The organism is Melghirimyces profundicolus, assembly GCF_003054245.1.
In the GTDB taxonomy this organism is placed as follows: Bacteria; Bacillota; Bacilli; order Thermoactinomycetales; family DSM-45169; genus Melghirimyces; species Melghirimyces profundicolus.
In genome coordinates this window covers 37620-62564 of sequence record NZ_QBKR01000020.1, presented here as the reverse complement: position 1 = coordinate 62564, position 24945 = coordinate 37620, and the positions used below count along the sequence as shown (strand labels likewise).

At 56.7% G+C, this 24945-nt stretch carries 23 protein-coding genes and 2 tRNA genes; 2 read left to right on the top strand and 23 right to left on the bottom strand.

The features are described 5' to 3' along the window. Positions 1 to 4: 4 nt before the first annotated feature. Together cpaB and C8P63_RS13740 are read right to left on the bottom strand one after the other, a co-directional pair. Positions 5 to 721, bottom strand: coding sequence for a Flp pilus assembly protein CpaB (gene cpaB, locus C8P63_RS13745; RefSeq protein ID WP_108025170.1), 717 nt, complete (start codon positions 719 to 721; stop codon positions 5 to 7). 173 nt (positions 722 to 894) lie between these two features. Further along, the gene (locus C8P63_RS13740; RefSeq protein ID WP_108025168.1) at positions 895 to 1338 is read right to left on the bottom strand and encodes a prepilin peptidase; all 444 of its coding nucleotides are present in this window, start codon (positions 1336 to 1338) and stop codon (positions 895 to 897) included. Positions 1339 to 1763: 425 nt separating this feature from the next. On the opposite strand from C8P63_RS13740, the gene C8P63_RS13735 reads away from it, so the two are divergent. Continuing rightward, complete coding sequence (locus tag C8P63_RS13735; RefSeq protein ID WP_281258719.1) at positions 1764 to 2642, top strand: glycerophosphodiester phosphodiesterase; 879 nt, start codon at positions 1764 to 1766, stop codon at positions 2640 to 2642. A 117-nt stretch (positions 2643 to 2759) separates the two neighbouring features. On the opposite strand, the gene lysS is transcribed toward C8P63_RS13735, so the two are convergent. The 18 genes from lysS to C8P63_RS13645 all read right to left on the bottom strand — a co-directional run bounded on the left by lysS (position 2760) and on the right by C8P63_RS13645 (position 22051). Continuing rightward, positions 2760 to 4250: a lysine--tRNA ligase gene (gene lysS, locus C8P63_RS13730; protein ID WP_108025215.1), complete on the bottom strand. Its 1491-nt coding sequence runs from the start codon at positions 4248 to 4250 to the stop codon at positions 2760 to 2762. A 151-nt stretch (positions 4251 to 4401) separates the two neighbouring features. Then, positions 4402 to 5409 (bottom strand): tRNA dihydrouridine synthase DusB, encoded by a 1008-nt coding sequence (gene dusB, locus C8P63_RS13725; RefSeq protein ID WP_108025166.1) that lies wholly within the window; start codon positions 5407 to 5409, stop codon positions 4402 to 4404. A gap of 3 nt (positions 5410 to 5412) precedes the next feature. Next, on the bottom strand, positions 5413 to 5943 hold the full coding sequence (gene folK / locus C8P63_RS13720; RefSeq protein ID WP_108025164.1) for a 2-amino-4-hydroxy-6-hydroxymethyldihydropteridine diphosphokinase: 531 nt from the start codon (positions 5941 to 5943) through the stop codon (positions 5413 to 5415). Continuing rightward, a complete protein-coding gene (gene folB, locus C8P63_RS13715; RefSeq protein WP_108025162.1) occupies positions 5940 to 6302 on the bottom strand; it encodes a dihydroneopterin aldolase in 363 nt (120 codons plus the stop codon). The genes folK and folB overlap by 4 nt, the downstream gene beginning before the upstream one ends. Further along, positions 6302 to 7156 carry a dihydropteroate synthase gene (gene folP, locus C8P63_RS13710; protein WP_108025160.1) on the bottom strand — a complete coding sequence of 285 codons (855 nt, stop codon included), beginning with the start codon at positions 7154 to 7156 and terminating at the stop codon, positions 6302 to 6304. Before folP ends, folB begins: the two co-directional genes overlap by 1 nt. An 82-nt stretch (positions 7157 to 7238) precedes the next feature. After that, positions 7239 to 7838: an anthranilate synthase component II gene (locus tag C8P63_RS13705; protein WP_108025158.1), complete on the bottom strand. Its 600-nt coding sequence runs from the start codon at positions 7836 to 7838 to the stop codon at positions 7239 to 7241. 190 nt (positions 7839 to 8028) lie between these two features. Beyond that, entirely contained in the window at positions 8029 to 8955 is a 927-nt protein-coding gene (cysK, locus tag C8P63_RS13700) for a cysteine synthase A (protein WP_108025156.1), read from the bottom strand. Positions 8956 to 9050: 95 nt separating this feature from the next. Then, the gene (gene hslO, locus C8P63_RS13695) at positions 9051 to 9935 is read right to left on the bottom strand and encodes an Hsp33 family molecular chaperone HslO (protein WP_108025154.1); all 885 of its coding nucleotides are present in this window, start codon (positions 9933 to 9935) and stop codon (positions 9051 to 9053) included. A 66-nt stretch (positions 9936 to 10001) separates the two neighbouring features. Continuing rightward, on the bottom strand, positions 10002 to 10769 hold the full coding sequence (locus tag C8P63_RS13690) for a type III pantothenate kinase (RefSeq protein ID WP_108025152.1): 768 nt from the start codon (positions 10767 to 10769) through the stop codon (positions 10002 to 10004). 146 nt (positions 10770 to 10915) lie between these two features. Further along, on the bottom strand, positions 10916 to 12607 hold the full coding sequence (locus C8P63_RS13685; protein ID WP_108025150.1) for a formate--tetrahydrofolate ligase: 1692 nt from the start codon (positions 12605 to 12607) through the stop codon (positions 10916 to 10918). A gap of 135 nt (positions 12608 to 12742) precedes the next feature. After that, positions 12743 to 14707, bottom strand: a complete 1965-nt coding sequence (gene ftsH, locus C8P63_RS13680; protein WP_108025148.1) for an ATP-dependent zinc metalloprotease FtsH — start codon at positions 14705 to 14707, stop codon at positions 12743 to 12745. 63 nt (positions 14708 to 14770) lie between these two features. Next, positions 14771 to 15316, bottom strand: a complete 546-nt coding sequence (hpt, locus tag C8P63_RS13675; protein WP_108025146.1) for a hypoxanthine phosphoribosyltransferase — start codon at positions 15314 to 15316, stop codon at positions 14771 to 14773. Positions 15317 to 15354: 38 nt separating this feature from the next. Next, positions 15355 to 16776 (bottom strand): tRNA lysidine(34) synthetase TilS, encoded by a 1422-nt coding sequence (gene tilS / locus C8P63_RS13670; protein ID WP_108025143.1) that lies wholly within the window; start codon positions 16774 to 16776, stop codon positions 15355 to 15357. A gap of 188 nt (positions 16777 to 16964) precedes the next feature. Then, complete coding sequence (gene spoIIE / locus C8P63_RS13665) at positions 16965 to 19430, bottom strand: stage II sporulation protein E (protein ID WP_108025141.1); 2466 nt, start codon at positions 19428 to 19430, stop codon at positions 16965 to 16967. Between the two features lie 388 nt (positions 19431 to 19818). Beyond that, positions 19819 to 20301, bottom strand: a complete 483-nt coding sequence (locus C8P63_RS13660) for a ribonuclease FAU-1 family protein (RefSeq protein WP_170109659.1) — start codon at positions 20299 to 20301, stop codon at positions 19819 to 19821. 184 nt (positions 20302 to 20485) lie between these two features. After that, positions 20486 to 20562: transfer RNA gene (locus C8P63_RS13655), tRNA-Met, on the bottom strand. A 79-nt stretch (positions 20563 to 20641) separates the two neighbouring features. Continuing rightward, a tRNA-Met gene (locus tag C8P63_RS13650) sits at positions 20642 to 20717 on the bottom strand. 62 nt (positions 20718 to 20779) lie between these two features. Beyond that, positions 20780 to 22051, bottom strand: a complete 1272-nt coding sequence (locus C8P63_RS13645; RefSeq protein ID WP_245920915.1) for an exo-beta-N-acetylmuramidase NamZ family protein — start codon at positions 22049 to 22051, stop codon at positions 20780 to 20782. 191 nt (positions 22052 to 22242) lie between these two features. Here C8P63_RS13645 and C8P63_RS13640 point away from each other — a divergent pair, with 191 nt between their 5' ends. Further along, complete coding sequence (locus C8P63_RS13640) at positions 22243 to 23580, top strand: TrkH family potassium uptake protein (RefSeq protein WP_108025213.1); 1338 nt, start codon at positions 22243 to 22245, stop codon at positions 23578 to 23580. 44 nt (positions 23581 to 23624) lie between these two features. Here C8P63_RS13640 and C8P63_RS13635 read toward each other — a convergent pair whose 3' ends face one another. The 3 genes from C8P63_RS13635 to yabP are packed head-to-tail and all read right to left on the bottom strand — an operon-like array spanning position 23625 to position 24943. Further along, positions 23625 to 24002, bottom strand: coding sequence for an FtsB family cell division protein (locus C8P63_RS13635; protein WP_170109658.1), 378 nt, complete (start codon positions 24000 to 24002; stop codon positions 23625 to 23627). A gap of 57 nt (positions 24003 to 24059) precedes the next feature. Further along, entirely contained in the window at positions 24060 to 24650 is a 591-nt protein-coding gene (gene yabQ / locus C8P63_RS13630; protein WP_108025133.1) for a spore cortex biosynthesis protein YabQ, read from the bottom strand. After that, positions 24647 to 24943, bottom strand: a complete 297-nt coding sequence (gene yabP, locus C8P63_RS13625; protein WP_108025131.1) for a sporulation protein YabP — start codon at positions 24941 to 24943, stop codon at positions 24647 to 24649. Before yabP ends, yabQ begins: the two co-directional genes overlap by 4 nt. Positions 24944 to 24945: the final 2 nt, after the last annotated feature.

Here is a 24945-nt window from a genome sequence, read left to right as displayed (position 1 = left end):
AAATTTAAGGTTGTTTGTTATCTTGACCAGTACTACCATCATTTGAGTTCATTGCTCCTCCTTGCGTGCTTGAATTACCTTGATTTTGGCTGCCAACGTCCTCCTCTTGAGGTGCTTTTAACACTCGGATTGCTACAGCAAAATTTTGAGCATGAATAAGTTCACGGGCTTTTTTAAGAGGAACCTCCAGGCCCAAGGCCTCAACTCTTTTTGTCTTTTTGTCCTCACTCACCCCGACTACACGAACATCCGACATAAAGATTTGAGTGGTTTTATTTCCTCCTTCGTCTGTTGAAACAATTATGTCCACCCGATCATTAGCTTCAATTCCGCCATCAAACATCACACGGTCATTCTCGGCGAGTGTTACCATTCGATTGTTGCTCGATGTCAAACCTGATACTGGTTTCAAATTATTCTCCGTCAACACTTCACCTTTTTGCAAAGGAGTGATAGTTACCATTTTTTCAATATTATCGATTTTGGTGACAACAGACCCCAATTCCTGAACATATTTTACAGGGATCTCTTTAGCGGCAAAATACTCTTTTTTCAATGGTTCTCGGGAAGTGATGGATTGTTCGGCTACATAAACCGTAACGGTTTGGCCCATGCTAGCATCAACTTGATTTACCTTCTGCAAAAAAAGGAATCCCGCCAAAATGGCCAAAACTACTGACAGAACAGCAAAGATTTTTGCCCTTCTTTTTGCATCCTGCATTGATTGTCAACACCTGCTTGTTAAAAGATTATGGATAAAGTCAATAGAATAAAGAATCAGGTCTTTTCCACATTTTACTTGCACCATATAATAGCAAGAAAAAAATCAATTGACAATACGCCTTTTCACATAATCTGCTAATTTTCGACAATGACAGGCTTATAATGACAGGCTTATAAGGTTAACCAGCAAGAGAAAAGGACCCCCAGAAGGATGAAGGGGGCAAAGGGGAATTCGGTTCCCAGGCGGATGGTTTCGGATCGGGCCAGTTTGACCGCCAGGAGAAACACCGCGGCCGCCAGATGGGAGAATAAGAAAACGTAAAAGAAGGGTTCCCACCCCACCGCAAAGCCAATCATAGCGAAGGCTTTGATATCGCCACCGCCGATCGCTTTCCCCCCTGTCAGAACCGAAATCGTGCTCAAAACGGCCAAGACACCTATTCCGGTGAGGGAGTAGTTGATCCAGGGAGGATGGGGCTCCAAAAAATGCAGGAACAACGCTCCCATCATCCCGATGAGGTGGATTCGATCGCGGATGATCCGTTCGCGGATATCGGTGAGGGTGGCATGAATCAAAAGGACGGTTAACAACATCCAGATCAGAGATTGCGTCACCCGACAGATCCTTCCTGTTTGTTTAATATTTTTCTGGATAGTGAAATTCTCTGGTACGTTTATTATATGAGTGTTGGGAAAGGGAGACAATTCATCTCTTGAAATTTCCCAAAGAATCCTTTCATTTATGCATAAAGAATGATCGCTATTTCTTTTATATAGGTAATTGATTTTAGTTCTTTCTGCCCGTTTTTCAGTTTGTGAAAAGGCTACCGATTGGCGGCCTTATTCTTTGGATCATTTCTTGCCCCGATCCCGATCGCCGAAGTATCCCCCGAATGGTTACCGGAAAAAATAGAGGAAAGATCTCCGTCTTTGTTGAAACCGGATTGTCAGAACCGTCAACCGATTGTTAACACAGAAACCACCCTGCTTTAACTTTCGGTTGGTAAATTGAATAAGAGCAAAAGCCGGAGAAAGGATGGATGCGAAAAATGTTGCGCCGCCTGTTGAAAGGGGTCACCGCCGCCGGGCTGCTGGTTGCCGGATTCTCTTCCGGGTCGGTCTTCGCAGACGGAAAGACCAAGGACGTTCTCAACGTCGCCCACCGGGGAGCTTCCGCCTACGCCCCGGAACATACCCTCCCCTCTTACGAACTGGGGGAGCAAATGAAAGGTGACTACATTGAGATCGACCTGCAAATGACCCAAGACGGCCACCTGATCGCCATGCACGACGAAACCCTGGACCGGACCACCGACGGAACCGGACGGGTCAATGATCACACCCTGGCGGAGATCAAGGAACTGGACGCCGGTTCCTGGTTCAACGAAGCCCACCCGGAATACGCCAAACCGGAATACGTCGGTCTGAAAGTGCCGACCCTGGAGGAAGTGCTGGACCATTTAGGCCCCAACAAGAAATATTACATCGAAACCAAAGCGCCGGAAGTGTATCCCGGGATGGAAGAGAAGCTCCTCGCCACGCTGGAACGCCACGGCTTGTTGACGGACAAGGCGCTGGCGAAGCGGCACGTGCTGATCCAGTCCTTCAGCCGGGAGAGCCTCCTCAAAATCCATGACATGAACCCCGACATCCCGCTGGTCCAGCTTCTCTGGTACGACACCCCGGCCGTCATCGAAGATGCGGAACTGGATCACATCGAAACCTACGCCGTCGGCGTGGGCCCCAACTACAAGATGATCGACCGGGAGTATGTTCAGAACGTCCGCGACCACGGGCTGGATCTCCATCCCTATACCGTCAATAAAAAAGCGGACATGAAGAAACTGATCGACTGGGGCGTCACCGGCATGTTCACCAACCACCCCGACCGCCTTCACGAAGTGCTGAAAGGCCGGTAAAAAAAAGAACCCGGCGGGGCCTGTCCCCGTCCGGTTCTTTTCATTTGATCACACCAAAACCCCAGCGGCCCACCCCCGGTTGGCTCACTGGGGTTTCATTCGGGGAGTCTGAGGTTTTCATCCCTGTTCCCGCAAGGTCGGAAACAGGAGCACGTCCCGGATCGAGGCGCTGTCGGTCAGGAACATGACGAGGCGGTCGATGCCGATCCCGAGGCCGCCGGTGGGAGGCATGCCGTACTCCAGGGCTTCCAGGAAGTCTTCATCCATGGGATGGGCTTCCTCGTTCCCTTGGGATTTTTCCCGGACCTGGGTTTCGAAGCGCTCCCGCTGATCGATGGGATCGTTGAGCTCGCTGAAGGCGTTGGCGTGTTCCCGGCCGACGATGAAGAGTTCAAAGCGGTCGGTGAACCGCGGGTCTTCTTCGTTCTTTTTAGCCAGCGGGGAAATCTCCAGGGGATGGCCGTAGACGAAGGTGGGCTGGATCAGTTTCTCTTCGACCTTTTGCTCGAAGAATTCGTTCAGAATGTGGCCGAAGGTCATGCCGGGCTTCAGTTCCACCCCGTGTTCCTCCGCCAGGCGGCGGGCTTCCCCATCGCTCATCTCACGCCGGAAGTCGACGCCGGTGTGTTCCTTCACCAAGTCCGCCATGTGCTTTCGCGCCCAAGGCCGGCCCAGGTCGACGGTGTTGCCGTCGTATTCCACCGTTTCGGTCCCCAGCACTTCCCGGGCGATATGTCGGATCAGGTTTTCCGTCAGGTCCATCATATCGTGGAAGTCGGCATAGGCTTTGTACAGTTCCAGCATGGTGAATTCCGGATTGTGCCGGGTGGAGATGCCTTCGTTCCGGTAGACGCGTCCGATTTCGTACACTTTCTCGATTCCGCCGACGATCAGCCGCTTCAGATGGAGTTCGATGGCGATCCGCATGTACAGGTCCATATCCAGGGCGTTGTGATGGGTGATGAAGGGACGGGCCGCCGCGCCGCCGGGAATCGTATGCATGGTCGGGGTCTCCACTTCCAGATAACCATGGTCGTCCAGGTAGCGTCGCATGGTGCTGATGATGCGGCTCCGGGTCAGAAAGGTCTCCTTCACATCCGGGTTCATGATCAGATCGAGGTAGCGTTTCCGGTAACGTAGCTCCACGTCCTTCAACCCGTGGAACTTCTCCGGGAGCGGACGCAGGGATTTGCTCAGGAAGGTGACTTCCTTCGCTTTCACACTCGTCTCTCCGCGGTTGGTCTTGAAAACGACGCCGGAGATCCCCAGCCAGTCGCCCAGGTCGGCTGTGGTGAAGGTTTCATACTGTTCGTCCCCCACCTGGTCCTTCCGGACGTAAATCTGGATGCGGCCGCTCTGATCCTGAAGGTGGGCAAAAGATGCCTTTCCCTGCTTCCGCTTGGCCACCAGCCGGCCGGCGATCACCACCGGTTGGTTTTTCTCCTCGATCTCCTCTTTGCTGAGAGCGTCATAAGCATCGAGGATCTCCTTTGCGGTATGCGTCCGTTCAAATTTGGCCCCGAAGGGATCGATGCCCTTTTCCCGCAGCGATTCCAGCTTATCGCGGCGCACCTGCAACAGTTCGTTCTGCTCTTCTCCTTGGCTCATCATCGATCACTCCTCCAAAGCGGCAGTGGTGCTTGATTTTCCGTTCCCCTCTTTATCTTCCTTTATGGACAACAATCCGTTCTCGTAACCGAGGAAAGCCGCCGTTGCGGCGGCTGTTCTGGAAACACGGGACCGACCCGCTCGGGGATTGTCAGGCGGTCCGCCTTTTCTCCCGGTTTTCCAGCTGCTCCACAAACCCGGTCAAAACCTTCGCCATGCCGTCCCGGGTGGTCTGTTCGTTCACGCGGTCCTTGATCCGGGCCGCTCCCCGCATTCCCCGGAGATACCAGGAAGCGTGTTTGCGCATCTCCCGCACCGCCACTTCTTCGCCCCGGAGGGCGATCAGCCGATCCATGTGCAAGAGGGCGATTTCGATTTTCTCCCGGGGAGTGGGCTCGGGGAGCAGTTCTCCCGAGGTGAGGTAATGAATGGTCCGGTACAGCATCCAGGGATTCCCCAGAGCGGCGCGGCCGATCATCACCCCGTCACAACCGGTCTCGTCCAGCATCCGTTTCGCATCCTGGGGAGTCATGATATCTCCGTTTCCGATCACGGGGATGTCGACCGCTTCCTTCACCTCGCGGATGATATCCCAGTTGGCCTTTCCGGTGTACATCTGCTGGCGGGTCCTTCCGTGGAGGGCGACGGCCTTGGCCCCGGCCCGTTCCACGGCCCGGGCGTTGTCCACGGCATAGATGTGCTCCTCGTCCCAGCCCATGCGCATCTTCACCGTCACCGGCTTGTCGACGGCCTCCACCACGGCAGAGACCATCTCTTCGATTTTTTCCGGATCCAACAACCAGCGGGCACCCGCGTCGCATTTGGTGATTTTGGGCACCGGGCAGCCCATGTTGATATCGATGATGTCGGCATTGGTCTGTTGATCCACGATCCGGGCCGCTTCCACCAAGGTTTTCTTGTCCCCGCCGAAGATCTGCAGGGAGAGGGGCTTCTCCCGCTCATCGACGTACAGCATCTTTTTCGTCCGCGCGTTTCCGTGGAGGATCGCTTTGTCGCTCACCATTTCGGCGCAGACCAGGCCGCATCCGAATTCCTTGGCGATCAGCCGGAAGGCGGGGTTGCAGACGCCGGCCATCGGGGCGAGCACCACATTGTTTTCCGTTTCCACGGGACCGATTTTCAATTTCATCCCTTGCATCCATCACACACCTCCTTCTGTTACGTAGGGAAGTGGAATCGAATAGGGAAGCTTTTTGACTCCCTCCGGTTCTCCCGCCTCCTCCGCCCAGCGGGCGACGGTCCGGCCGGTGCCGGGCACGGGAACATCCCCCGCAATCTCGGCGAGAGGCAGGAGAACAAAGGGGCGTTCCGTCATCCGGGGATGGGGAACGGTCAGGTTTTCCCTGCGGATCACTGCATCCCCGTACAGAAGCAAGTCCAAATCGATGGTGCGGGGACCCCAGCGGACCGTGCGGACCCGGTGAAGATCCCGTTCCACTCCCAGCAGAACCTGCAGCAGTTCATCCGGAGACCGATCGGTCTTCACTTCGGCGCAAGCGTTCAAAAAATCCGGCTGGTTGAGATAACCCACCGGGGCCGTCTCATATAACGACGACAACCGGGTGATCCGCACCCCCTCCGTCTCATGGAGGCGGAGGAGAGCCTCCTCCAGGTTGGCCATTCGCCGTCCCAGATTGGTCCCCAGCCCGAGATACGCCGTGATTTCCCTCATTCCCGGCGTCTCCGGGTGATTTCCACCCCGACGGAATCGTAATGGCCGGGAATCGGCGGGTCGGGCTTGGTGACACGGACCTTGACCTCTTCCACGCCGAACCGTTCCAGGATGCGTTTGGCAATCCCTTCGGCCAGGGTCTCCACCAGGGCGTGGGGACCCCCTTCCGCCTCCGCTTTCACTGTTTGGTACACTTTCCCGTAATCCACAGTCCGGTTCAGATCATCCGACCGGGCGGCCGGAGTAAGATCCAATCCCAGCTCCAGATCCACCCAGAACCGCTGCCCGAGCCGGTTCTCTTCGGGGAAAGCGCCATGGTAGGCGTAAAAGGCCATCCGGTTGAAAAAAATCCGATCCATCATGCTCCTCCTCCGGATGCTTGCACCATGGCATCGGTCATTCGGCACACCCGGACCATTTCCTTCACATCATGGACCCGGACGATCCGGCACCCTTTGCTGATGCCGAGGGTCACGGTGGCCCCGGTGCCTTCCACCCGTTCTTCCACCGGGAGGTTCAGGGTGAGACCGACGATCGATTTGCGGGAAGTCCCCAGCAACACGGGATATCCCAAGTCAACAATTTGTTCCAGGTTCCGCATGACGATGAGGTTCTCCTCGTAGCTCTTGGCAAAACCGATGCCGGGATCCAGAATAATCCGCTCCTCTTTCACACCGGCCTCCAAGGCGAGGGTGACGCTTTCCATCAGGTCGCGGCGGAGATCCTCCATCAGCGACTCGTAGCGGGCCTCCTCCCGGTTGTGCATCAGAACGACGGGAACATCCAGTTCCGCCGCCGTCCGGGCCATGTCGGGATCCTTCTTGAATCCCCACACATCGTTGATGATGTGGGCCCCGGCCTCCACCGCCCGGCGGGCGACTTCGGCCTTGCAGGTATCGATGGAGATCGGAACGTTCACGGCGTCCGACAATTTCCGGATCACCGGAATGACCCGCTCCAGTTCCTCCTCCTGGGAAACAGGCGTGTGACCCGGACGGGTGGACTCCCCGCCGACATCGATGATGTCCGCACCGTCGGCAACCATCTGCCGGGCGTGACGGATGGCCCGTTCCAACCGGTTGTATTTGCCGCCGTCGGAAAAGGAATCCGGAGTAACGTTCAGAATTCCCATCACGACGGTCCTCTGATCCGTGGGCAAGGTATGGGGTCCCGCCTGAATCGGCGGGATCGCGGGGTTGGCCGTCAGTGTCATCCATTTCTCCTCCATGGGGGCGGACGGACGCCCCGGATTCTATCCCGAACTCGCGGACCGCGTCGCTTGTGTTGGGGGGGTATCAGGCACCACCGGCGATTTCAGGTTCCTTCGACCGGCAGGTCCCGAGAAAATTGGTCAGGAGCCGTTTGCCGTGGTCGGTGATGATCGATTCGGGATGGAATTGCACTCCTTCCAAAGGGAACTTCCGGTGCCGGATCGCCATCACTTCCCCTTCCTCCGTACGGGCGCTTACTTCGAATTCGTCCGGCAGGCTCTCCCGATCCACGATCAGGGAGTGGTACCGGTTCGCCCGGAAAGGGGAGGGAATCCCCGAAAACACCGTTCTTCCGTCATGAATCACCGGAGACGTTTTCCCGTGCATCAGGCGCCCGGCCCGGACCACCCGCCCGCCGAAAGCCTGGGCGATGGTCTGATGTCCCAGGCAGACGCCCAGGATGGGGATCGATCCTGCAAACCGCCGGACCGTCTCCAGACTCACGCCGGCTTCGGAAGGGTTCCCGGGGCCGGGAGAGAGAACGATCGCTTCCGGTTGCAGGCGGACGATCGCCTCGGTGTCGATCCGGTCGTTCCGGACCACCTTCAGTTCCTCGCCAAGCTCCCCCAGGTATTGCACCAGGTTGTAAGTGAAGGAATCATAGTTGTCGATCATCAGAATCATACGCTCATCTCCTCTCCGCTCTTCTCCTCTCCGCTGACTGGTTCGGTCCGCTTTCGTGATCTTTTGAACAAAGGATGCAAAAAAGAAATATCCTCCCATCAGTTTACAACAAAATGCGCGGTGAAAAAAGGTTTCGCACAGGACTCCGAAAACGAAAAGAAGGCCCCGAAAGGAGCCTCAAACCGATGGTTCAATCTTCGAACTGATACAGTTGGGTGGTCAGATACCGCTCCCCGTTACTCGGGGCCACGGCCACCACCCGTTTGCCCTCACCCAAGCGGCGGGCGATCTTCATGGCCGCGGCCACGGCGGCGCCGGTGGAGATTCCGCCGAGGATTCCTTCTTCCCGGGCCATGCGACGCGCCCACTCGAAGGCCTCATCGTTGGTGACGGTGATCACTTCATCGTAAATCTCCCGGTCCAGGATCTCGGGAGCGAAACCGGCCCCGATCCCCTGGATCTTGTGGGGGCCCGGCTGGCCGCCGGACAACACGGGGGAAGCGGCCGGTTCCACGGCGGCGATATGGAGGTCCGGGATCTTGTCCTTCAGGACACGGCCGGCCCCGGTGATCGTGCCGCCGGTTCCGACACCGGCGACAAAGGCGTCGATCCGGCCTTCCATCTGCTCGAACAGCTCCGGTCCGGTGGTTTCCGCATGAATCTTGACATTGGCCGGGTTGTTGAACTGCTGCGGGACGAAGTATTCCGGATGTTCCCTGGCAATGCTCTCCGCCTTGGCGATGGCCCCTTTCATCCCTTCGGACCCCGGGGTCAACACCAGTTCCGCCCCGTAAGCCCGGAGAAGATTCCGCCGTTCCATGCTCATGGTATCCGGCATCACCAGGAGGGCCCGGTAGCCTTTGGCCGCCGCCACCATGGCCAGGCCGATTCCGGTGTTTCCGCTGGTGGGTTCCAAAATGGTATCCCCCGGTTGGAGGACACCGCGTTCCTCGGCGTCTTCGATCATGCTGAGCGCGATCCGGTCCTTGACACTGCTGGCCGGATTAAAATACTCCAGCTTGAGATACACGTCGGCATCGGCTTTGCCCACAATCCGATTCAGTTTGACGACCGGGGTCTCACCGATCAGTTCGGTAATACTGTTGGCTACGCGCATGGGAGGGCCTCCTGTCAATATTCCTTGTAATGCTCTGGGTTTTATCGGTTTAATTTTATAGAACAGCCGCAAGCCCTGTCAATCCATTCCGCCCCTCACTTCATTTCTTCTTTCAGTTTTTCCAGATCTTCCTTTGGTACACGGTAGGCTTCATTGCAAAAGTGGCAAATCACTTCCGCCTGTCCCTGCTCCTCGATCAGTTTTGCCAACTCTTCTCCCCCCAGACTCCGGAGGGTGGCATGAATCCGCTCGAGGGAACAGTGGCATTGAAACGACAACGGCTGGGTCTCCGTCACCTTCAGATCGTCCCCCAAAATCCGTTGGAGAAGGCCTTCCGGGCTTTCCCCCTTTTCCAACAGCTTGGTGACGGAAGGCATATGGACAATTCGCTGCTCCAGCTCTTCGATCAGGGAGTCCTCCGCTTCCGGCAGCACCTGAATGATGAAACCGCCGGAACGGACAATGCTGGCATCAGGGGCCACCAAAACCCCCACTCCCACCGAGGAAGGAACCTGTTCCGAGACGGTCAGGTAATAGGTGAAATCCTCCCCCAGTTCGCCGGAGACCAGACGAACGCTGCCGCGATAGGGCTCTTTCAGACCGAGGTCCTTCACCACATTGAGGACTCCATTTCCAACCGCTTCCCCTACGTTCAGCTTTCCCTGGGCGTTGTGGGGAAGATCGACCGCCGGATTCTCCACGTACCCCCGGACGTGCCCGCAGCCGTCCACGTCAACGATGATCTGGCCGAGGGGACCGTCCCCCTGGACCTGGATGGTCATTTTATCGGTCTCGTTTTTGAGCATCATTCCCATCATCGCACCGGCGGAGACGGTTCGACCCAAAGCGGCGCTGGCGATCGGCCAGGTTTGGTGTCTCCGCTGCATTTCATTCATCATATCGGTCGTGACGCAGGCGAACCCCCGGATCGATCCGTTCCGGGCGGTGCCGCGCACGGCATAATCTTTCGATTCACTCATACCGAACCCTTCTTTCCATCCATCGATGCAAAAGGAACCCCGTCACCGGGGTTCGTCTCGATTTCGCTATTTTTGATTCCGCTCATAAACCATTTTCAAACCTTTGAGTGTCAAGAGGGGATCCACTGCGTCAATGGTCCGGGTTTCCCCGCAGATCAGCTCAGCCAAGCCGCCGGTGGCAACGACCGTGGGTGTCTGTTGCATCTGCTCCTTCATCCGGGAGACGATCCCGTCCACCACCCCGACATACCCGTAGAAGACCCCGGCCTGGACCGCCCGGACCGTGTTGCGGCCCACCACGTTCCCGGGTTTGACAATCTCCACCCGGGTCAGCTGGGACGCCCGCTGGTACAGCGCCTCCGTTGAAATATTGATCCCCGGGGTGATCGCTCCTCCCACGTAATGACCTTCCTCGTTGATGAAGCAAAACGTGGTGGCCGTGCCGAAATCGACCACAATCACCGGCGGTCCGAACCGATCCAATGCCGCCACGGCGTTGACGATGCGATCCGCCCCCACTTCCCGCGGGTTTTCATACTGGATGTTCAGGCCTGTCTTCACTCCAGGACCGACGATCAGCGGGGTGACCCGGAAATATTTCTGGGCCAGCATCTTGAGGACATGGGTGAGGGGAGGAACGACGGAACAGATGATCACTCCGTCGATCTCTTCGAGATCGATGCCCACGTGGTTGAAGAGGTTTTTGAGCCGCATCCCGTACTCGTCTTCGGTGGCATTCCGGTCCGTATGGACCCGCCAGTGGTACAGCAGTTCATCTCCCTTATATATGCCGAACACGATATGCGTGTTCCCGACATCCATCACCAGCAACATCGGCATCCACCTGCTTTGCGGTTAAGTCCATTCCCATGATAGCAAGGGTGTGTCCCGAATTCAATTCCGCCCGAAAGCTCGGCCACTCCCCTTGGAAGCGTTGTGATTTCATGTTCGTTTCGAGAAAAGGGGAAGCGTTTACCCCTTTAGAACAGCCCGTACACCCGACCTTCTGCGTCCACGTCCATCCCGAGGGCCGCCGGTTTTTTCGGCAATCCCGGCATGGTCAGCATATTGCCGGTGAGAGCGACGAGAAAGCCGGCGCCGATCGAGGGACGGAGTTCTCTCACTTGGATGCGAAACTTTTCCGGACGCCCGAGAAGACGGGGGTTGTCCGACAGAGAGTACTGGGTTTTGGCCATGCAGATCGGCAGGTCGCCCCAGCCGTTCGCCTCAAACTCGTCAATCTGCTTTTCCGCCTCGGGGGTATAATCGACGCCGTCGGCCCCGTACACTTTTTGGGCGATCGCGGCGATTTTGGCCCGAACCGGCTGTTCCGGGTCATACAGGGGGCGAAGGCGGGACCGGCCGGACTCCGCCAGACGAACCACTTCCCGGGCCAATGCTTCCCCCCCGGCCCCCCCCTTTTCCCACACTTCCGTCAGTGCCACGGAGACTCCCCGCTCTTGGCACCAATGCCGGAGGAAGTTGAGCTCTTCTTCCGTATCCGTCGGGAACCGGTTGATGGCCACGACGTGGGCCAGACCGAAGTTCTTCATCGTCTCCAGGTGACGTTCCAGGTTTCCCATTCCCTGTCGCAACGCCTGGAGATGGGGACGGGTGAGTTCCTCTTTCGGGGCTCCGCCGTGCATCTTCAGGGCGCGGACGGTGGCAACGATCACCGCCACGTCGGGCTTCAGATTCCCGGATCGGCTTTTGATATGGATGAACTTCTCCGCTCCCAGGTCCACCCCGAAACCGGCTTCGGTCACGGTGTACTCCGACAGTTTCAGGGCATGGCGGGTGGCGGTCAGGGAGTTGCACCCGTGGGCGATGTTGGCAAAGGGGCCTCCGTGAACGAAGGCGGGGGTGTTTTCCAGGGTTTGGACCAAATTGGGCTGGATCGCGTTTTTAAGCAGCAGCGTCGCCGCTCCTTCCACTCCCAGATCGGAGACCGTCACCGGAGATCCGTTGAAGCGGTAGGCCACCACGACACGGCCGATCCGCTCCTTCAAATCCTCCAAGTCCCTTGCCAGGCAAAGGATGGCCATCAGCTCCGATGCCACGGTGATGTCAAATCCGTCTTCCCGGGGCATGCCATGGGCTTTCCCCCCCAGACCCACCACGATGTGGCGCAGCGCTCGGTCATTGAGGTCGAGCACCCGTTTCCATACAATGCGTCGGGGATCGATGTTCAATTCGTTCTCCCGGTGGATATGGTTGTCAATCACGGCGGAAATGGCGTTGTGAGCGGAAGTGATGGCATGGAAGTCCCCCGTGAAGTGCAGGTTGATATCTTCCATGGGAAGCACCTGAGAGTATCCTCCCCCTGCCGCGCCCCCTTTGATTCCCATGCTGGGACCCAGGGAGGGCTCCCGGAGAGCCACCACCGCTTGTTTGCCGATTTTGTTGAGGGCCTGACCCAGTCCGACCGTCACGGTGGATTTACCTTCACCGGCGGGAGTGGGGCTGATCGCCGTGACCAGGACGAGCCGGCCGTCCTGCCGGGTTTTGATGCGGTTCCATACATCGGACGAGAGTTTCGCCTTGTATTTCCCATACAGTTCCAGATCGTCCTCCGACAGGCCGATTTTCTCCGCAATCTCCGTGATCGGTTTCTTTTCGGCCTGCTGTGCGATTTCAATATCGCTGGGGATGGTTTTGGCAGGGGGTTTCACTGTGCTCACTCCTGTTTTGTGTTCGGGAAATTCCGCTCAGGATGCATCGGTATCCGATTGTTCGCTGAACCAAATGGCAACGGTTACATGGAAAGGGACGAAAAAAAGGATGCCGTCGCGGCACCCTTTTCCCGATCAGGCTTTGGGCTTCTCATCTCCACCCTTCGGGCCCTTCCCGTTGTCGGTTGTGTTTTCCGCGGGAGTTTCATCCGTATGATGGGGTTCTTCGTTTCGTTCTTTGCCTTGGATGTTGACGGACACTTCGGAGTCTTCCTCCAGGGGTTTGTCCAGTTTCCCTTTTTCCATCAGCTGACGGATCTCTTCCGCGTCCAGTGTCTCTTTTTTGTAAAGGGTCTGGGCGACGAGTTCCAGTTTATCCCGCTTTTCGATGAGGATGTCCTTGGCCCTCTGATAGCATTTGTTGATCATTTCCTGCATTTCCTGGTCGATTTCATAGGCAATGGCGTCCGAGTAGTTCTGCTCGTGACCCAGATCCCGACCCAGGAAGACCTGTCCCTGGCTCCGCCCGAACTGCATCGGCGCCAGACGCTCACTCATTCCGAACTCGGTGATCATGCGGCGCACGATGCCGGTCGCTTTTTCGAAATCGTTGTGGGCACCGGTGCTGATCTCGCCGAAGACCACCTCCTCGGCGGCGCGTCCGCCCAAAAGACCCGTGACCCGGTCCAGAAGTTCCTTCTTGGTCATCAGGAAACGGTCTTCCTTGGGGAGCATCACAACATAGCCGCCCGCCTGCCCCCGGGGAACGACGGTGATCTTATGCACTTCGTCCGCATGCTCCAAATAATAGCCCACCACGGCGTGACCGCCTTCGTGGTAGATGATGGTCCGCTTCTCTTTTTCGCTGACCACCCGGCTTTTCTTTTCGGGACCCGCGATTACACGGTCGATCGCTTCTTCCACCTCGGCCATTCCGATCTTTTTCTTGGACCGTCGGGCAGCCAGGAGCGCCGCCTCGTTGAGCAGATTCTCCAGATCGGCGCCGGTGAAACCGGTCGTCCTCTGGGCGATGGTCTTGAGCCTGACGTCGTCGGCCAAGGGTTTGTTCCGGGCATGGACTTTCAGCACTTCTTCCCGGCCCTTCACATCCGGACGGTTCACCGTGATCTGCCGGTCGAAACGACCCGGCCGGAGCAGAGCGGGATCCAGGATATCGGGACGGTTGGTCGCTGCCATGATAATGATCCCCTCATTCACCCCGAAACCGTCCATCTCGACAAGGAGCTGGTTCAAGGTCTGCTCCCGTTCGTCATGGCCGCCGCCGAGGCCGGCACCACGTTGGCGTCCCACCGCGTCGATCTCGTCGATGAAAATGATGCACGGGGCATTTTTCTTGGCATTTTCGAACAGGTCGCGAACGCGGGACGCCCCGACCCCAACGAACATCTCGACAAAGTCCGAACCGCTGATGCTGAAGAAAGGTACACCGGCCTCGCCGGCAACTGCCCGGGCCAGCAGGGTTTTACCGGTACCCGGCGGCCCTACGAGGAGAACCCCCTTGGGAATGCGGGCACCCACCGTGGCGAACTTCCGGGGATCTTTGAGGAAGTCAACCACTTCGATCAGTTCTTCTTTTTCTTCATCGGCTCCGGCCACATCCCCGAAGGTCACTTTCTTCTTCTCTTCGTTGTACATCTTGGCCTTGCTTTTACCGAAATTCATGACCCGGCTGCCGCCGCCTTGTGCCTGATTGAGCAAGACAAAGAAGAGGAGAAGCATAATGACGAAAGGAACGATGGAAGTAAAGAGCGTAATCCAGATGGAATCGCCCTTCGCTTTCTCGTAGGTCGTCTTCACACCCGCTTTTTGGAGGTCCTGAACCAGCGTGCTGCCTTCACCGTAAGGCCCGCTGGATACGAACGTTTTTTCCGTTCCTTGGTATTTTCCTTCAATGTGATAAGTATTGCCTTCCGGGCGCAAGGTCACTTGTTCGATCTGCCCCTGTTCCAGTTTCTGCTGGAACTCGGTGTACGAAAGCGTGTCCGTCTCCGTTCCGGGGTTCCATAAAACATTTACGATCCCGACGGTGACAAGGATGAGTATTATATATAATCCGGAGTTCCGGAAGATGCTTTTCATCCTTGACCTCCTCTCAAAAATACCACTTTCATCATTTTAGCACAGGGGCAAGGTCCCCACAACTCAACCTTCATTGCTGTAGATTTCCTCTTTGAGGACGCCGATGTAAGGCAGATTCCGGTATTTTTCCGCATAGTCCAATCCGTAACCCACCACAAATTCATCGGGAACTTCAAAACCGGAATAGTCCGGCTTCAAACCCGTGGTTCGACGCGCAGGTTTATCCAACAGTGTAACCACTTTGATGGAAGCGGCATTCCTGCGGCGAAGAAGGTCAAGGAGATAACTGAGAGTCAAACCGCTGTCGATGATGTCTTCCACCACAATCACATGGCGGCCCTCCACCGACGTATCCAAATCCTTGACGATCCGGACGACACCGGAGGATACAGTGGAGTGGCCGTAGCTGGAGACCGCCATGTAATCCATTTCCACATAGGTGTCCATCGCCCGGACCAGATCGCTCATAAAGGGAGCCGCCCCTTTCAGCACACAGATGCAGAGGGGATTGTGGCCCCGATAGTCCTCGGTCAGCTGGGCGCCCAGCTCTTTCACCTTGTTCCGGATCTCGGCTTCGGACAATAACACTTCTCGGATGTCTTCGTGCATGGAAACCTCCTGAAAGGAAAATATGTATGGGCTCAGGGCTACCCTTTCTCCGGAAAACTCACCTCCCAATCCCATTCGAGGTACAGGAAACGCCGCGTCTCTTCCGTCACCAAAGCCGCATCCGACCGGGCCAACCCGGGAACCCAAATCGTTTCTTCCCCCGAAAGTACCAGAGGGATCCCATCCCGAAGGCGGCGCGGAACCTTGGCATCGATCATGATCTCCTTCACTTTCTTCGTTCCGTCGAGACCGAGGGGCCGGATTCGATCCCCGGGTCTTCGGGTGCGGACTGAAAGGGGAGTTTCCAACCGGTCGAGGTCAAAAACCGCCCGGCGGTCATCCGGCGGATAGATCCACCGGGATTCGACCCGGGACCTGAGCCGGCCGGCCGGAAAGTGAATCTCCCCCGGGACGGGGAGGAAGGTGGTCCCAGGGGATGGGACGGTTCCGGACTTCACTTCAGGAGAGGATTTCAGAATCCTGAGCCGCTGGTATTCCCGTTCAGCCCGGTGTTCCCCAAAAAGCGGCACCGTCGAAGACGGCCCGGGACGGGCGGCCAGACGGCGGATTCTTTCCACACTGTCGAGGGTAACCCCATCATTCTCATCTTCTTCCACAAGACAATTTAATATTAGTTTAATCACCCTTCTTTGTAAAGCAACGTCCAATTCCAAAAGGGACGTCACATCCATGACGGTTTCCCCGTCCCCGCGGTGCAGGATGACACGCTCCGCTCCCTTTTCCACCAATTCCCTCCAGTGATCTTCTTCATCCGCCGCCACCTTTGCCAACTGGAGGAGGGCGTTTTCAAACCGCGGGTTGTAAGATTTTAATTCCGGAATCAAATCGTGCCGGATGCGGTTGCGGGTGTAACGGGAATCCCGGTTGCTGCTGTCCAGGCGGGGTTTCAGCCCGTGAGCGGCGCAGTAATCCTCCACTTCGGAGCGGCGGATCTCCAGAAGCGGCCGCACCACCCGGATGTTGTCCCATTCCCGTACCAAGGGGATCCCGGCCAATCCGGAAGGGCCGGTCCCCCGCAGAAGCCGCATCAGGAGGGTCTCCACCTGGTCATCGGCTTGATGGGCCAAGGCGAGATGATCCGCTCCGAAAGCGCGGGCGGCACGGTGAAAAGCCTCATAACGAAGCTTCCGGGCCACCGATTGTGGGTTCCCTCCATTTTTTTCCAGCTCCCCTTTCACATCCACCCGTTCCAACCGGAAGGGGATCCGCCATTCTTCACACCGGCCGCGAACATATCGCGCATCCCCTTCGCTCTCCTCTCCCCGCAATCCGTGGTTGACGTGAATCGCGTATACCCGCCATCCGTACCGGGGGGCCAAACGGTGAAGAGCATGAAGCAACGCCGTGGAGTCCACTCCCCCGGAAACCCCGACGGCGACCTTCGCCCCTTCCGGGAGCAATCGATGAATTTCAATGGTTTGGATCATGCGTTCCAGCATGGTGTCCTCCCGGTCCTCGATTTTGACGGTTCAAGCAGAAAACCCGGGGGAGCGTCCCTCCCGGGTAATATACCCCGGCTTCCGGCCGTTCAAGCAGTGGGAACCTTGGTTGACCAAAAAAATCTTAGGGCCATTTTAGCGATTTTCGTCCCCGGAATCAATTTTTGTTCTCCATTGGTTCTCAACCGTCACAAACCCGCCACATGCTTCCGTTCCAGACGGGGGATACCGGGCATCCGGATGGTGGACCACTCGGGTACATAATCGTCCACTTTAACGGCCACCACGGTCATGTCGTCATCGATTTCCCCGTCATGCTGCCGGATCACTTTTTCCAGCAGACAGTCGGCAAAACCCTGGGGATCTTTGGTGTGGATCCCGGCGATCAGCCGTTTCATGCACTCTTCCTTGTGGTTGGCGTAACGGGGAGCATCGTAGATGCCGTCGGTCATCATCACCACCAGGTCCCCCGGTTGGAGTTGGAAATCCACCGGTTCCACATCGATGTCGTTCAGGATGCCGAGAGGCGGATTGGCCGCGGAAATCATCATCACCTCCTTCCCCCGCTTGACAAACCCCGGAGTGGAACCGATCTTCAAAAAGCGGGAATCGGCCGAGTTCAGATCGATGATGGCCAGATCGATCGTGGCGAACATCTCGTCCGTCGAGCGAAGGCTGAGAATGGAGTTGATCGTCTCCACCGCTTTCTCTTCGTTGACTCCGGACTGAAGCAGCCTTCTCAGAAGGGAAAGCGCCGCACTGGACTCCTGTTGGGCCCGGTTGCCGTTGCCCATCCCGTCACTGATCGCAACGGCGTATTTCCCGCTGCCCACCTTCATGTAGCAATAACTGTCACCGGACAGCCAGTTTCCTCCCTTGGCTGCACCGGCCACCCCGGTTGTCACTTCAAAACGCTGGGCCGAACCGAGAGTGACCACCGCCCCGGAAGAACGTCCTTGGACCACTTTCCGTTGAACCGTGATCGGTTCCCCCACGATTTCGGTCAAAAGCGGGGCCACCAGCTTCCGGCATTCGTCCAAGGCATCACTGTGGGGCATGGTGACCTCGATTTCCACCTTGCCTTCTTCCAGGTCGATCACTTCCACCCGCTGAATGGACATCCCCAAGTCCTCCAGCGCCTGGTGAATCTGTTCCTCCTGCGCGGCCATCACCTGGGTTTCGTTCTTGATCTCCTCCGCCAGCCCCGCCATGACTTCGGACACCCCTTCCAGCTGTTCCGAAACCAGCCGGCGCGTTTCTTTCAAGCGATCCCTCCAGATCATGTCCTGTTCGTAAGTGCTGTAGCCTTCCCGAATCAGGTTCAGCACTTTCTCCGCCTTCATGCAATGGTCCGACCATGCACCGGGGACCTTCAACTCCTTATCCGGCCCATTCAACTCGACCAAGGCCATCAGATCGGTCATCCCGTTGTAAGTGGTGACGAAATTCTTTTCCCAACATTTCCGGTACAAAGGGCAGGTGCGGCAGGAATGATCCATCACCTCATCGATGAATCGGTTCATGTGGCTTTCGTTCTGCCGAGGGTCCCGGGTCGCGTCTTCCCGGAAACTGCGCGCCATTTCGCTGAACAGTTCCGTGAACTGCTCCATCTTGGCCGCGGTGACATCCCTCAGTCGCCGGGTGTATTCCTGGCGGGCCGATTCATTTTCAACGGTGCCCGGGACCAACCGGGCCACCGTCTCAAAAAAGCCTTTCGGAGTAACCAAAAACAGCAGCATGGCCAGCACCGATTCCCGGAGAGAGACCCATACCTCCGTGAATCCTCCCCCGTGAAGAGACAGGATGGAGGTCCCCAGCATAAACCCGATGGCCACCCCCCACTTCCGGGCTTCCTTGAACAACCCCGCCAACAACCCCGCAAATGCCAGCAAGCTGACCTGAACCAAAGCCCGGGTATCGGCCAGAGTGAGAATCATTCCCGTCACCACCCCGACCGAGGCACCCAGCATGCCGCCGCCGACCAGAGCGAAAACCATGATCAGGTACCGGGACACCACATGAACCACCGACATTTCTCCGACCGTCCAGCCGAGGGTCCCGGTGACAACAGAGGCGGTCAGGATCACCAGGCAGATGATCTCTTCATGTCGGAGGGAGAACTTCTTGCGACGGACGGTGAACAGGGGAAGGGACTGGACGAAGATGAAGGTCAGGATGAAGCTCAGGAGAACGTCCACGCCGGCCATCATCGCGGTGTAGTGCGTCCATCCCTCCAGATACAGACGAAGAAGGTGTGCCCCGGCGGCGGTGGTCAGGACCACGAAAGGAGAATAATTGAGATGCCCCTTGCCTGCCAGATGAAAGAGTTTCTGCATCGTCAACAGCCAAACCAGGGATCCGGATATCCAGGCCGCATGGGCAGCCCCCAAGGTGGAGGCCCCCAGGACCAGCGCCACCATGGCCAGCGGCCACTGGCGCCTGCATAAATGCAACACCACCCCCATATAGGCCACGGCGAAAGGAGAGAGGGTATCCAGGATCATCGCCCTGCCCAGCAGGAAACCCATGATCATGATCGGCAGGTTCCAAGAAGTGAGGAGACGACTCATCCACCGAGAGCCGGATAAACCGAGAATTCCATTCTGAAAAGGACGAAACAGATAAGCGCCCAAACCGGCCATCAAGGTTTGCATGATTATTCCACCCCTCGTTGTGATCGGTCAGCTTTTTCGTGCCGTGCTTGTCCCGGCGTGATGTAGGGATCATTATATCGGGGAGCTCCCGGGAAAGTTTGTCACAATGGCTGATAGACCGAAAAAAATTTTCCGACATTTTTTCGGCCGGAAAATGAAGGGGGAACGTTAGTAAGAAAAAAGGGGTTTTCGGATCCCGAGGAGGGGAACCGACGTTCCCTTGCCCGTGTCGGGCCAAGGAGGCTTCTTCCTGTCCCCCTGTGTCGATTAAACGGAAAAGGACACGGTTTCCGACAAAACTTCCGAATATCCACCCTTCCTTGACGCGGAGAAGGAACAAAAAAAGACCGCCGGTTCATCGACCGGCGGGTCTCATATCAGGAGCCATTCATTTTTTGGGTCGGGAATCCAGCGGGAACATCCGGGCCTCGTGCAGGTATTTCGGGATAAAGGAGCGTTTGGTCTGCAAGCGGATCATCTTGTCCAGGGTGCGGAGAGTGTGGACCTGTTGCCTGGTTTTCAGCTGTCCCTTTTCGATGGCGGTGGCAAACTCGTCCACATCGATCAGGTGGTAATTCCCGTCGGGATAGATGATCAGATCCAACAGGAGGTCCACCATCACATAGCGAAGTCGGCCGACCTGGCGCATTTCCATCACGTCACAATAGTAATACAAAAACTCTCCGTTCCTGAGAAACACTTTGGAAATGGTGTAGCCTTTTTTCACAAAGTAGTACGTCAAAAATATACGCTTGCCGTCGGGGTTGGGATACTGGGTCGCGAAACAGTGGCGACTGTGCCAGTCCCGCACTTTTTCCGTGTACGTCTTGTTGATGGTGGTGAATTTAATTTTTTTTATGGTAACATCCACAATACCACTCCTACACCCCAAATCCGCCTCAAAGGCCCGGCATTCTTTTTTCAGGATTCCCCGAGGCACCGTCGGTCAGTACCGTGGAACGGCCGCGCTTTGACTCCTTGAAAAAAGAAAAAAAGGCGAATCAGTGCCTTGACCGAACCTCTTCAGTCAAGGGCCTCACCTCGCCTTCCTCGTCTGGTAGCGGCGGAGGGTCTCGAACCCCCAACCTCACGGGTATGAACCGTACGCTCTAACCAGTTGAGCTACGCCGCCACGTGGGAAAGGGGAGGAATCCGAATTTCGATCAGGACTTCCCTTTGGTACCCGAACCCCTCACCCTTGTATGTTTAATTGGTTGCGGGGGCAGGATTCGAACCTGCGACCTTCGGGTTATGAGCCCGACGAGCTACCGACTGCTCCACCCCGCGCCAGTCACGAATATCATTATACACCTATTCGTGACTGTGTCAAGGTCTTTTTATGGATTGATTCATCGGCCGTGGGGCGGATACATCAGATACTCGGAGCGAAGTTCATTGAATTCCTCCAGCTCCTCTTTCCATCCTTTCGCGATTTTCTTCGCGGGAACCCCTTCGTCCACCTGCTTGCGGATCCGGTCGGAGCCGGTCAGCTTGTCAATCCAGTGGGAATCGCCGTTCTTCCTCCATTGGAACTGGTCGGGATACAGCTTTTTTGTTTCCTGAATGATGGTGATCCCCGTCAGGATCGGTGAAAACTGTTCCGGATCTTCCACATGGACCTGAACCCCTCCGACGGCTTCACCCTGATATTTGGAAAAGGTCGGGGTGAAGTAGGCTTCCCGAAAGGAGACTCCCGGAAGGTCCGCTTTGTTGAGGGCCTCCGCCAACTCCCATCCTTTGATGTAGGGAGCCCCCAGCAATTCAAAGGGCCGGGTGGTCCCCCTTCCTTCGGAAAGGTTGGTTCCCTCGATCATGCCTGTTCCGGGATAGACCAGAGCGGTTTCCGGGGTCGGCATGTTCGGGGAAGGAAGCACCCAGGGAAGTTTCGTATCCCGGAATCGGTCCGTCCGCTTCCACCCCTTCATGGGAATCACTTCCAGATCCGCCTGGTTCCCGAGGAATTCTTCGTTAAACATTCGGGCCAGTTCCCCCACCGTCATCCCGTGGCGCTGCGGGATGGGGAACAGCCCCACGAAGGAGGCGTATTCCGGGTCCAGGACCGGTCCTTCCACCTTCGTTCCCCCGATGGGATTGGGACGATCCAGGACGATGAATTCCTTGTCGGCCTGGGCAGCCGCTTCCATGGTGTAGGCCATCGTATATATATAGGTATAAAAACGGGTGCCCACATCCTGAATGTCAAAAACCAGCACGTCCACCCCGTCAAACAGGGGAACCATCTCTTCCGGTTTTTTTCCGTAGAGATTGATGAAAGGAAGCCCCGTCCGGGGATCCTCGTACGATCCCGGGGTATCCCCCGCCTGTTCCGTTCCCCGCACCCCGTGTTCGGGGCCGTACACCTTCACCACCTCGATGCCGGAATCCAGCATCGCATCCAATCCGTGTCGGTAGTCAGACGTCATTCCGGTCGGGTTGGTGATCAGGCCCACTTTCTTCCCCGAAAGGCGCTCCGAATCCTCGAGCAGAACTTCCAGACCGGTCTTGACTTTCCCTCCCCCGTCGCCGTTCCTGCCATCCACACCTGAAAACCCGATGAGACCCAACATCAAAAGCACCGCCATCGCGATCCCCACCGTCCGCTTCCAAACCATTGGTTCCATTCTCTCCTTTCTTTCGGGAGCTTGGCATGATCCGTTTCTTTTTCCACCGTGGATTCCCGCGTATATCGGCTCCCGCTGAACAGGATTCCTTTTCCAATTTCTCCTTTACTGCCGGAAATCCTTTCTTTGTTTGAAATCCGCACCCCATGTAATAAAATGGACAGTAACTGTTGGTGAAAGGACCCACGACCATGAAGTTGAAAAAAGTGTCTCCGGCCCAGTTGCTGTTTTTTATTTATCTTTCGGCCGCCGCCGTCTCCAGTATTCTTTTATACCTCCCTTTCTCCCACAAACCCGGAGTGGACGTCGACTTTCTGGATGCATTGTTCACTGCTGTGAGTGCCATCAGCGTCACGGGACTGACGGTGGTCAACACCGCGGAAACCTTCAGCCCCGTCGGTGTCTTCTTATTGATGGTCATGAACCAGTTCGGCGGGATCGGCTTCATGACCCTGAGCACGTTCCTGTGGATGGCCACGGGTCAGCGGATCGGCATCCAGCGCCGACAGATGATCATGCTGGACCAAAACCGTTCCGACCTGTCGGGTCTTGTTCGGCTGATGCGGGATCTCCTGGTTCTTTCCCTCGCCATAGAGGCGGTGGGTGCCCTGATCCTGGGAACCTATTTCTATTTTTCTTATCCCTATGGAAAAAACGCGTTTCTGTATGGAATATTCAGCTCCATATCGGCTTTCACCAACGCGGGATTTGACATCTTCGGCAATTCCCTCATCGGCTTTTCCGAAGATTATATTGTCCAGTCGGTGAACATCGCCCTGATGGTGGCAGGGGGAATCGGCTTTCCCGTGTTGATGGAATTGAAAGAGTGGTTTCTGAGCGGGAATCGCCGGAACTTTCGGTTTTCCCTCTTCACCAAAATCACGGTCACCACCTACTTCGTTCTGCTGATTCTTGGTACGGGAGTGCTGTGGTTACTGGAAACCCCGCACTTTTATGCGGACCAGAGCTGGCACCGTTCGTTCTTTTATTCCCTGTTTAATTCCGTCACCGCAAGAAGCGGCGGACTCGCCACGATGGACATCAACGAGTACACGACCCCTTCCCAACTCTTTTTGTCTTTTCTCATGTTTATCGGAGCCAGTCCTTCCAGCGTGGGAGGCGGGATTAGGACCACCACCCTCGCCGTGGTCGCCCTGGCTGTCTACAACTACGCCCGCGGTCAACGCTATATCCGGGTGTTTCGCCGGGAGTTGCTGGATGAAGACGTCCGCAAAGCCTCGGTCGTGTTTTCCACAGGTGTACTGCTGCTGGCTGTTTCCGTTTTCCTGGTATCCGTGGAACAGCCGCAGCACACGCTGATGGAAGTCATGTTTGAGGTTTCTTCCGCCTTTGGAACCTGTGGCCTGTCGATGGGAATCACACCCGAACTGACCGCAGCGGGTAAAATCAGCATCATGGTGCTGATGTTCATGGGACGGATCGGAATCCTGGTTCTGTTGTTTCTCCTGCGACGACAAACACCACCGGAGACCTACCATTATCCCCGGGAACGCGTCATCATCGGGTGACAAAAACAAGCCGTTCGCTCCCTGTGGAGCGAACGGCTTGTACCTTATTCAAACCCGTTCAGATCGAGGATTTCCTCACCCGGCTTCTTGTAACCCATCTTTCTCGCCAACTCGTAGAGGTACTCCTCGTTCTGCAACCGATCGATATCTTTTTTCAGATCCCGGTTCTCCTCCTTGAGTTGCACCAGCTTCTCCTTCTCTGCCGCCAACGCCGCTTTCCGGGATTCAAGCTCCCCCGCCTGGACGACCAGCTGGGTTCCGCTCCAGAGGAAGAAGAGCACCATCACGATCAGCCAGACCCAACGCCGGCGGCGGACGTTGGGAGCCAGGGGGCGGCGGACCTTCGAAATCTCTCGACCCGTTTGGGACGGTTGGGACGGACGGAAGGAGACGATGTTTTCCGTTGACCCTCTGTTCACCATTCCCATCATCCTTTTTTCTGTCTTACGCGATTCCGGAAAAAAACGGATAACCCTGCCTCACCCGTCCCCGCCATCCCCCTTGCCCGAAAACCACCGGCGGAGGGCTCTCACCATCCGAAACACGGGCCGAAACACGGGAGCGTATCGCTGTTTGAGACGCAAACCACAGGGTTGGAGCCATCGGCCCAGAGGGGCGAGGATCAGCCGGACGGGGATGGAGAGGAACATGCGGAGGATGCGAAGGATCCAGCCGAGGATCCGGACCACCAGCGTCCAAAGTCCCCTCAAAGGAATCCAAACCAGCATTCGGAACATCCGTACGCAAAAACGGAAAATCCGTCCAAGGGTGTCCACTCCCCATTCCATCCCGCGGCTGACCGCGCGGCTGAACCAGGTGTGATAGGTCATCCATCCTGCCAGAATCGCGATGAAAATGTAAAAGCGCAACTCTCCCCAATTGCTCCACATTAAAAGAGAAAAAACAAGTCCCGCCGCCACCGTCCAATAAAGGAGGTCCACCAGGGAGATCGCCCATCCCTTGAACCGGAACCGCCCGGACAGCACCCGGTACAGGTCCAACATCATGCCCATCAAGCAGCCTGAGCCCAGCATCAGGCCCATGGTGACCCACTGGGTATGAAGCGTCACCGGAACAACCTGCCGATCAGGCCCTTGGTTTTCCCGGCCCGGGAAGGGCCGTCGTCCAAGTAGCTCATTTCGTAAAACTCCCCTTCAATCGCCACCCTTCCCTGTTCCAGGTCCAGGGTTTGGATATGAAGGTTGGTCCCCCGAACCCCCAGATAACCGCATTCGGTCTGCAGCAGGAACTCCTCACTGTCGAAGCTTTCCACACCGAGCACCCCGGTGATGTCCAGGGTGTTCCGGCCAACCATGGTCACTTCGTGCTTCACCGTTCCGGAAAGATACAACTCCTCCGCCATCG